This window comes from Micromonospora parastrephiae (assembly GCF_016802865.1).
In the GTDB taxonomy this organism is placed as follows: Bacteria; Actinomycetota; Actinomycetes; order Mycobacteriales; family Micromonosporaceae; genus Micromonospora; species Micromonospora parastrephiae.
Genome location: NZ_JAEVHM010000205.1, coordinates 1 through 9,115 on the forward strand (window position 1 = coordinate 1; position 9,115 = coordinate 9,115).

Annotated in this window: 8 protein-coding genes and 2 pseudogenes; 4 read left to right on the plus strand and 6 right to left on the minus strand. The window is 71.1% G+C overall.

The annotated features are described in order from the left end of the window. From JNW91_RS26695 to JNW91_RS34090, 3 genes and pseudogenes are all read right to left on the minus strand, one after another. A pseudogene (locus JNW91_RS26695) lies at nt 1-250 on the minus strand (hypothetical protein); the annotation flags it as partial. Between the two features lie 125 nt (nt 251-375). Next, complete coding sequence (locus JNW91_RS34085) at nt 376-1,068, minus strand: S1 family peptidase (RefSeq protein ID WP_407664388.1); 693 nt, start codon at nt 1,066-1,068, stop codon at nt 376-378. A gap of 18 nt (nt 1,069-1,086) precedes the next feature. Next, a pseudogene (locus JNW91_RS34090) lies at nt 1,087-1,716 on the minus strand (snapalysin family zinc-dependent metalloprotease); the annotation flags it as partial. Nucleotides 1,717-1,840: 124 nt separating this feature from the next. Between JNW91_RS34090 and JNW91_RS26705 the strand changes: the two are divergent. From JNW91_RS26705 to JNW91_RS26715, 3 genes are all read left to right on the plus strand, one after another. Beyond that, nucleotides 1,841-2,470, plus strand: coding sequence for a TetR/AcrR family transcriptional regulator (locus tag JNW91_RS26705; RefSeq protein ID WP_203178156.1), 630 nt, complete (start codon nt 1,841-1,843; stop codon nt 2,468-2,470). A 33-nt stretch (nt 2,471-2,503) separates the two neighbouring features. Further along, nucleotides 2,504-3,997 carry an MFS transporter gene (locus tag JNW91_RS26710; protein WP_203178157.1) on the plus strand — a complete coding sequence of 498 codons (1,494 nt, stop codon included), beginning with the start codon at nt 2,504-2,506 and terminating at the stop codon, nt 3,995-3,997. Nucleotides 3,998-4,104: 107 nt separating this feature from the next. Next, entirely contained in the window at nt 4,105-4,632 is a 528-nt protein-coding gene (locus tag JNW91_RS26715; RefSeq protein WP_203178158.1) for a maleylpyruvate isomerase N-terminal domain-containing protein, read from the plus strand. On the opposite strand, the gene JNW91_RS26720 is transcribed toward JNW91_RS26715, so the two are convergent. The 3 genes from JNW91_RS26720 to JNW91_RS26730 form a co-directional block, all read right to left on the minus strand. Continuing rightward, entirely contained in the window at nt 4,539-5,306 is a 768-nt protein-coding gene (locus tag JNW91_RS26720; RefSeq protein WP_203178159.1) for a peptidoglycan-binding domain-containing protein, read from the minus strand. The genes JNW91_RS26715 and JNW91_RS26720 overlap by 94 nt on opposite strands. 99 nt (nt 5,307-5,405) lie before the next feature. Further along, nucleotides 5,406-6,164 (minus strand): hypothetical protein, encoded by a 759-nt coding sequence (locus JNW91_RS26725; protein WP_203178160.1) that lies wholly within the window; start codon nt 6,162-6,164, stop codon nt 5,406-5,408. Nucleotides 6,165-6,416: 252 nt separating this feature from the next. Continuing rightward, nucleotides 6,417-7,727, minus strand: coding sequence for an RICIN domain-containing protein (locus JNW91_RS26730; protein WP_309244494.1), 1,311 nt, complete (start codon nt 7,725-7,727; stop codon nt 6,417-6,419). Nucleotides 7,728-7,886: 159 nt separating this feature from the next. On the opposite strand from JNW91_RS26730, the gene JNW91_RS26735 reads away from it, so the two are divergent. Continuing rightward, nucleotides 7,887-9,115 (plus strand): spore photoproduct lyase family protein (locus JNW91_RS26735; RefSeq protein ID WP_203178161.1); only part of this gene is annotated, 1,229 nt, incomplete at its 3' end.

Below are 9,115 nucleotides of genomic sequence, written 5' to 3' on the forward strand. Positions count from 1 at the left end.
GTCGACCTGGCGGCGCGGCGCTGGCGGACACCGCCGGGCCCGGCCGGCTGGGGACCGCCGGCGTGCCCGGGGTGGGGGCCACACTGGGCGCCAGCGTCGGGGAGGTGCTCGGCGCCGCACCGCCGCCGAGCAGGTCGTCGACGATCTGCCCGACGCCCCCGAGGAGGTCGCCGACCGGCCCCGAGGTGGTCGACGGGGATGGCGCGGGCGCCAGGGCGAGGGTCAGCACGAGGGCGACGACAGCAGGCATGGGCCCCACCTCGGATGTGTCGATGTGCCAGGCACGGTACCGCATGACGGTCACGTGTGGGTGACACATCGGCGTGGTGGTCGGGAACGCGTGTCACGTCCCCGACCACCGGGTCTCCACAGTGGTCAGGCCGGTAGGCCGCCGACCTGGGTGGAGATCCAGGACCGGATGGACGGCAGATCCACGTAGATGGACGGGCCGGTGGCGCAGGTCGAGTTGCTGTTGCCGGCCCGACTGGTCGCGCCGATCAGGTTCCACACCCCGTTGACCCGGCGCACCTGCGGCCCGCCCGAGTCCCCGTAGCAGGCGCCGGAGGTGCCGTTGGTGTTGTTGGTGCAGATCTCGTACGGGCCGTTGATGCCGGAGCACCGGCTGTCGGCCACGATGGACGTGTCCAGCTCGTTGGCGACCGCCGGGGCCGAGCCGCAGCCCGGCCGGGGGCAGGTCTGACCCCAGCCGATGATCCGGGTGGCGGTGCCGACCGCGCCGGACGTGCTCGGGATGGGAGCCGGGGCGTAGCTGACCTGGCTGGCGAGTTGCAGCAGCTTGACGTCGACGCTCGGGTGGTTGACCGCGCGGGTCACCCCGACCACCGTGCCACCGCTGGTGCGGTTGACGCTGCCGACCCGCACCGAGGACGGCGTCGAGCAGTGCTTGGCGGTGACCGCCCAGTTGGCCTTGACCAGCGTGCCGGTGCAGCCGGAGACGTAGACCATGAACGGGTAGTTCTCCGAGGCCGGCCTTCCGCCGACGACCGTCGGGCCGATGTCACCGGCCTCGTTCCAGGTGTACGTCATGCCGGCGGCGGGGGCGGCCAGGGTGCCGGCGAACAGCGAGTTCACCCGGGACGCCTCGGCCGAACTGGGGTTCGCGTTACGGCAGGAGACCGGGGCGCTGCTGCCGGACATCAGATCGGTGCAGAGGCCGGTGCGCCGGTCCGGCAGGCCGAGGATGTGACCCAGTTCGTGGGCGGCGATCCGGTTGCGGTCGTACCCCTGGTTGACGGCGGTGCGGCCCATCCAGATCCGGCCCGAGCCGAGGCCGGTCGGCTGCGCCCGGGGCCAGCCGTCGTCGACGTAGATGGTGATGCTGGCCGGGGTGCCGGGCTGGAGGCGGACGGTGCTGACCCGGCTGTTCCAGATCTGCGCCGCCTGGTCGAAGTTGGTGCGGAACTCGCCGGTGCGGCTCGCGTCGTAGTAGACGGTCCGCACGGCGGCGGCCGGCGCGCCGCTGGCGAGCTGCACGCCGGCCACCGCCAGCACGGCCGCCAGCACGGCCTGCGCCGTTCGTCTCAGTTGTCGTCGGTACATCACGCACTCCCCTGCGGTCGTCCGACGACGCCCGGTCGCCGGCCATTGATGTACGTGAATGTTAGGACGACGGCCGCCGATGTCCGGCATAGCGGAATCGTCATACCGGCTCGGTGAACTCAGCGGCGGACTCCGACCGCCTGGAGGAGCGTTCATCCGTCCGGCGAGGGAGAGAAACGTAATCGTTTCGTCCACCCCATGCGACGCAAGTCATAAAACCCTGCACGAACGCCGACCTGCGCACTAGGGTCGGTACGACATCGTTTCACGGGGGTGCGGGATGCTGGGCGGTCAGCAGGTGGGTGCGGGTGCCGGAGTTCCGGCGGCCCGGAGCGCGCGGTGCTCCGACAGCGACCTGTTCGCCGTGGTCCTCGACCTGCTGCGCGAGGTCGGCTTCGACCGGATGACCATCGACGCCGTCGCCGCCCGCGCCCACGTGAGCAAGGCCACCATCTACCGACGCTGGGACGGCAAGGCCGAGTTGGTCGTCGCCGCCCTGCGCGACCGACACGTCGGCGTGCACAACCCTCCCGACACCGGTTCCCTGCGCGGTGACCTCATCGAGTTGCTGCGCGCCACGGCCGCGATCTGCGTGGCCGACTGCGACCTGATGCAGGCGTTGACCTTCGCCATGCGGACCAATCCCGAACTGGAGCGCCTGGTACGTCACCAGGTGCTACCCGCCGGGCGGGTGGCCAGCACCGCCATCCTGGTCCGGGCCGCCGCCCGGGGAGACATCCCACCCGAGGCCGGCGAACGGGAGCTGTTCCACGATCTGGCGCCCGCGCTCACCATGTCCCGCATCGTCGCGCACGGCCTGCCCGCCGATGACGCGTTCCTCACCCAGGTCGTCGACCAGGTGTTGATCCCGGTGCTCCGCTACCACGCCGACCGCCCGTCCCAGGCCTGATCCATCGACGTACGCAACACGGAAGGCTTCACCATGCCCGGAACTACCTCGACCGCCCCCGGCGCATCCGGCGCCGGGACGTCGACAGGCGCGCCGCACCCGCGGCGCTGGATCGCGCTGGCGGTCATCGCGATCTCGCAGCTGATGGTGGTCCTGGACGCCACCATCGTGAACATCGCCCTGCCCCAGGCCCAGGCCGACCTGGGAATCACCGACGCGAACCGGCAGTGGGTGATCACCGCCTACACGCTGGCCTTCGGTGGCCTGCTGCTGCTCGGCGGCCGGATCGCCGACTACTGGGGCCGTAAGCGCACCTTCCTGGTCGGCATGACCGGTTTCGCGCTGGCCTCCGCGCTGGGCGGTCTGGCCACCACCGGTGGGATGCTCTTCGCCGCCCGCGCGTTGCAGGGCGCCTTCGGCGCGCTGCTCGCCCCGGCCGCGTTGGCGCTACTCACCGTCCTGTTCACCGAGGCCACCGAGCGGGCCAAGGCATTCGCGGTGTACGGCGCCATCGCCGGCGGCGGTTCGGCGGTGGGTCTGCTGCTGGGCGGGGTGCTCACCGAGTACGCCGACTGGCGCTGGTGCCTGCTGGTCAACATCCCGGTGGCCGCCATCGCCATCGCCTTCGCGATCCCGCTGGTGCCGGAGAGCCGGGCACACGGCAACACCCGCTACGACGTGCCCGGCGCGGTCGTGGTGACCGCCGGCCTGGTCTCCCTGGTGTACGGCTTCACCAAGGCCGCCGAGGACGGCTGGGACGCCACCGCGACGCTCGGGTTCATCGCCGCCGGAGTGGTGCTGCTCGCCGCCTTCGTGGTGATCGAGCTGCGCTCCAACCACCCGCTGCTGCCGCTGCGGATCATCCTGGACCGCAACCGGGGTGGGGCGTACCTCGCCTCCACGCTGATCGGGGCCGGCCTGTTCGGCGCGTTCCTCTTCCTGACCTTCTACTTCCAGGTGGTACTGCAGTACAAGCCCCTCGAGGCCGGGCTCGCGTCGCTGCCGGTCACCGCGGGTGTGCTGATCGCGGCGGGTGGCGCCAGCCAGCTGATGCCGCGGGTGGGCGCCAAGCCGCTGATGGTCGGTGGCGCCGTGCTCGCCGCCGCGGCCATGCTGGTACTGACCCAGATCGACGTGGACACCTCGTTCCTCACCCTCCTGCTGCCCGCCCAGGTCGTCCTCGGCATGGGTCTGGGCTTCACCTTCGTGCCGCTGTCCAGCCTCGCCCTGGTGGGGGTGCCCAATCACGACGCCGGCGCGGCCAGCGCGACGCTGAACGCCACCCAGCAGATCGGCGGCTCGTTGGGCACCGCGCTGCTGAACACCTTCTACACCAGCGCGGTCGCCGCGTACCTGGTCGGTCGGGCGCCGAACCCGGTCAACCAGATCGAGGCGCTGGTGCACGGCTACCGCGTGGCGTTCGCCTGGGGCGCCGCCCTGATCGTGCTCGCCGGGCTGGCCACGCTGGTCCTGGTGAAGGTGCGCAAGGAGGACATCCCGACCGGCAACACCGTGCACATGGGCTGAGCCGAGCGACGTGGCCGCCGGCCAACCACCCCGACCGTGGGTGTCCGGCCGGCGGCCCCCGTCCGGTAGTGCCCCCAGGACCGTCGAGAGTCCGCTTGAGGAGAGCCATGTCCAGCACTGCCGACCAGATCATCACCGCTCTGCGCGCGGGTCACGAGGAACTCGCCGCGCTCGTTCGGGACCTCAAGGAAGACGACCTGCTCCGGCCCTCCGGGGCCAGTGAGTGGCAGGTGTCGCAGGTGCTCAGCCACCTGGGCAGCGGCGCGGAGATCAACCTCGCGGCGCTGACCGCCGCGCGCACGGGCGCGCCCGCTCCGGACGACGACTTCAACCGCGGCGTCTGGCAGCACTGGGACGCGCTGCCCCCGGCCGAACACGCCGCCGGCTTCCTCGCCGCCAACGAGCGGCTCGTCGAGGCGTACGAGTCGTTGGACGCCGGGACCCGGGCCTCGCTGCGGATCGACCTGGGCTTCCTGCCGGAGCCCGCCGCTACCGGCCGCCGACCCGAGGGGCGAGCGTCAACTCGGTCCCCAACACGCACTCAGCCTCGCAGGTACTCCTCCCAGGTCACCTTCGGCGATACGACGGGTCCGTCGTCGGCGGCCCGGTTGGCCAGGCCGTTGAGGCCCAGGTAGTAGTCACCGGCCTGATGCTGGGCCGGAGCGGACTGGTCCGTGTCGGCCAGGGCGACCGCGTGGATGTGGTACGGCCAGTCCCCCTGGCTGGGCGTACGGAGCCACGCCGCGAAGCCGACCCGGCGCAGCTGCCGTACCACGGTGGTCCGGTAGGTGGTCGACATGCCGCTCACCGACAGGTCCAGCGCGCCGCCGCCGGCGTGTGTGCCGGCGGAGTCGGGATCGCTGGTGCTGTAGGAGCCCTGCGTGACCGTCAACTGGCCACCCAGCAGGCGTTCGGCCTCCAGCAGCATCGCCTTCGTCCGGGTGTTCATCTGGGCCGAGCGGAACGTGACGGTGCTGCCCGGGTTCAGCACGCGGATCACGTCGAACCGCGCCGCACCGAGCAGCTGCAGCGAGGTCGGGCCGGGCAGCCCGGTGGCGTCGAGCCCCGAGTATCCGAGGGACCGCTGGTAGGCGGCGTAGGCGGCGACGGTGCTGGTGCCGAAGTGGCCGTCGACGTAGGTGTCGGCGAGCAGCCCTCGATCGCGTAGGGCACGCTCGACCAGCAGCACGCTGTCCCTGCTGCCGGCCGTGATGGCGGTGTCCGCGCGGCGCGGGTCGATCTGCGCGGCCTTGATCAGCGCCTCCATGTCGACCTGCGGAAGGGCGGCGGCGCCGGGGGCCGGCAGCACCTGCCCGGCTGCCGCGCCGCCGATCGTTGCTGCCGCGGCGAGCGTAGCAGGTGTCTTCTCGTCAGCATCGCTTCTCCAGGTCTCGAGGAATCCGTGGGGTCACCAGGCGGCCGGCAGGTAGGCGACCGACCAGCCGCGGTAGGAGTCGTGGTCGAGGTAGCCGGCCACGCCGACGCCGCCGCCCACCGAGGTGCCGATGACCTTGCCCTCGCCCAGGCTGATCGCGACGTGCCCGCTGCCGACGGAGTTGTGGTACCAGACGAGCGCGCCGCGCGGGGGGATGCCCGAGGTCTTCAGGTAGCCGTGGCTGCTCTCCCAGTCGCCGCCGATCTCCGCGGTGTTCCACCCCGAGCCACCCCACCCGTACGCCTGGGCGACGAAGGCGAGGCAGAGGTTCTCATAGGAGGTCGAGCCGTTGCGCTGGAAGGCCCAGTCGATCGCGCCGTTGGCCGAGCGCGGGTTCGTCTTGGACGACGGCTCGTCGCCCACGTAGACGCAGCTGTCGACGACCTGGCCGTCCGAGCCGGTGTAGACGTAGGCGTCGGAGACCATCCCGCCGTTGGAGAGGAAGTCCCACGTCGTCGTGGTGCCGTACGTGCCGGTGACCGACTGGCCCGTGGTCTGGCAGAGCAGCGTGACCGTCGCGCCGTCAGCCACCGTACGCCAGGAGTCGTAGGTGGCGCCGGGGCCCGAGCGGACGCTCAACGCCGTGCCGGCGGTGTTCACGGTGCCGCTGGCGGAGCTGGCGTACGCCTGGGCGACGCCGGGGGTGGTGCCCACCGCGACGGCGGCCAGTGTGGCCGCGATCACGATCCTGCGCGCAGCCCGCGGGCGCGACACATCGAGGAGTTTCCACATGACGATGAAGGTACGTCATCCTGGCGGTTTTTTCCGCACCTTCGGAGATGAATGAAGAGAACTTCCGGCGACGGTGGGACGAATCGCGGAAGCAGCCGTTCCCGTCGACCTCGACCTCGAACAGCCCGATCGCGATGTCGTCGAAGACCCGACCGGGCAGCGCGTCGAGCCGCTCGACGAGGCGGGCCTCCGCCCGGTCGACGGAGGCCCCTCGCCTTCACTCGTGCCGGCGGGACGGTACCGCCTTCGGACCTACGGCTGCGGCACCAGCCGGAAGGACTGCGCCGCCGTACCGTTGCAGGTGTACTGGACGAGCTGGACGCTGTCCGCCGTGGACGCTCCCGGCACGTCGAGACACTTGCCGCTGTTGCGGTTGACCAGCCGGTAGTAGCCGCCGCCCTCGGCTTCCGCCCGCCACTGCTGGTTGTTGCCGCCGCTGAAGGACCAGAGCTGGACGGGTGCCGAGTCGGCGGTCGACCTGTCGGTCACGTCGAGCACCTGGGCGCTGTTGGTGCGGTTGTTGACCCGCAGGTAGCCGCCGCTGGTCGGCGCGAACTGGTACTGCTGGGCGGCGCTGCTGTTGCAGGCGTACTGCTGGATGGCGGTGCCGTTCGCGGTGCCGGCGGCCCGCGCGTCCACGCACTTGCCGCTGCCCCGGTTGACCACGGTGTGCCAGGCGGTCGGCGAGATCGGGCCGTCGGTAGGCGGGGGCGTCGTCGGAGGCACGGTGCCGACCCCGGCGAGCCAGTGCAGCCCATCGATCAGGAGCCGGTTCTGCTCAGGGCTGTCGAAGGTGGACGACAACCCCGTGTTGGTGCTGTAGTCCATCGCGTTGTGGCCAAAGTTGGCGTACAGCATCCTGTACTGCCGGTTGCTCCACACCAGCGGGTAGTAGCCGCCGTACCAGGACTGGTTGGGGTCCGTGCCGACCGGGAAGCTGGACGGGTCGACCGAGGCGAGGATGTCGATGTTGGGGTTCTGCCGCAGGTCGTTGCTCCAGGAGTACCACTCGCTGACCGAGGACGGGAACGTGGCCGGGAGGTTCCGGGTGGCGGCGTGGTTGCGGTTGTCGGCGCGCATGGTGACCCGGGTGGGTCCCCAGGTGTTCGTCTGGAACGAACCGGTGCCGAGGAAGGTGTTGTAGTACCAGCTCCAGCTCGACGGGTTGGTGGTGAACGCGCTGACGTGGAAGCCGAACCACGCCCCGCCGTTCTGCATGTACTGCTGGAACGCGGCGCGCTGCGCGGTGGGCGGCGCGTCGTCGAGGAACATGATGACCTTGTACTGGGCCAGGTTGGCGGTGTTCAGCAGGCTCCAGTTGGTGGTGGCCTCCCAGGAGAAGCCGTACTGGGCGGCGGCCTGTGGGAACCAGGCGCGGGCGTCGCGGTCGAAGTCGATGTGGGCGGCGTCCCAGGTGCCGTTGTAGAAGGCCAGGACCTTGAACGTCGGCGCGGCCTGCGCGGGACGCGAGGCGTTGACGGCGAGGCCGACGCTCAGCGCGACGACGAGCGCGACGAACACCGACAGGATCCTTCTGGTACGGACGGAGAGTTCTGCGATCACCTGATCGTCCCTTCGGTCGGGACGCGCGCCGCCGCGTCGACGTGAAATCTGTTCACAAGGTTTACAGATAGACGAGAGATTATGCGTTGTCGCCGGGTGGCGTCAATCGCAGGCCGGCCGATCGGGTGGGATTCCTGCGGCAACGGGTACCCCCGCCGGATGACCAGCCCGGACGCCGTCGACGTCGACCAGCCACTCGCCGTGGAGGTACCCGCCGCGCCACACGACGCCAGCGGCGAGCGGGTGCCCATCCGCGACCTGGCCGGGCTCGCACCCCCGGCCCACCCGGCGCGCCGCTGGACCCCACGCCGGGTCGTGGTCACGCCGGCCGCACTGGAACACCCCCACGGCCAACGGATCATCGCCCGCGTGCGGGCGCAGGGCATCGAGGTGGAACACCTGCGATCCAACCGGCTCACCGGGGTACGCGGCCAGACCGACCGGGAGACGTACGCCCGGGCCAAGGCGACCATGGCGATCGTGGTGAGCCCGCCCTCGCGGCGCGCCCTGCAACCCATCGCGCCCAGCGCCGACTGGCGGGTCGACCTGGCCGAGGGCTGCCCGGCGCACTGCCAGTACTGCTATCTCGCCGGTTCGCTCTCCGGCCCGCCGGTGACCCGGGTGTACGCGGACCTCGACGACATCCTGGCCGGGCTGGCCGAATACGTCGGGCGCGGCACCGTGACCAGCCGCAACGCGCGGCGCGCCGACGAGGGCACCACCTTCGAGGCGTCCTGCTACACCGACCCACTCGCGTTGGAACACCTGACCGGCAGTTGGCGGCGCGCGGTGCAGCACTTCGCCGACTGGGACGCGCCGGTGCAGCTGCGCTGGACCACGAAGTACGCCGACGTGGACACCTTCGTCGGGCTGCCACACGCCGGCCGGACCCGGGTCCGGTTCAGCGTCAACTGCGCCCCGGTCAGCGAGCGGTTCGAGGGCGGCACCGCCCGCGTACCGGAGCGACTGGCCGCGCTACGCCGACTCGCGCTCGACGGCTACCCGGTCGGGCTCACCATCGCGCCGATCATCGCCCTGCCCGACTGGCGGGAACGCTACGGCGAACTGCTCGCCCAGGTCGCCGCGGCGGTCGACGGGGTGCCCGAGCTCGACCTGACCGCCGAGCTGATCACCCACCGGTTCACGCCCGGCAGCAAGGAGGTGCTGCTCGGCTGGTATCCGCGTACCCGACTGGAGATGGACGAGGAGTCGCGCAGCCGCAAACACGGCAAGTTCGGCGCGGTGAAGTACGTGTACCCCCGCGAGACGATGGCCGAGCTGCGCGGCTGGTTCCACGCCGAGCTGACCGCACGCCTACCAGCCTGCCAAATCCTCCTACCTGGACCTAACCCACCCCACCCCACCCCACCCCACCCTCCAGCGTCCGA

Excerpts from the sequence above, each read along its gene's own strand:
- JNW91_RS26705 (WP_203178156.1), top strand. The coding sequence starts at position 1,841 with ATGCTGGGCGGTCAGCAGGTGGGTGCGGGTGCCGGAGTTCCGGCGGCC.
- JNW91_RS26710 (WP_203178157.1), top strand. The coding sequence starts at position 2,504 with ATGCCCGGAACTACCTCGACCGCCCCCGGCGCATCCGGCGCCGGGACG.
- JNW91_RS26715 (WP_203178158.1), top strand. The coding sequence starts at position 4,105 with ATGTCCAGCACTGCCGACCAGATCATCACCGCTCTGCGCGCGGGTCAC.
- JNW91_RS26725 (WP_203178160.1), bottom strand. The coding sequence starts at position 6,164 with ATGTGGAAACTCCTCGATGTGTCGCGCCCGCGGGCTGCGCGCAGGATC.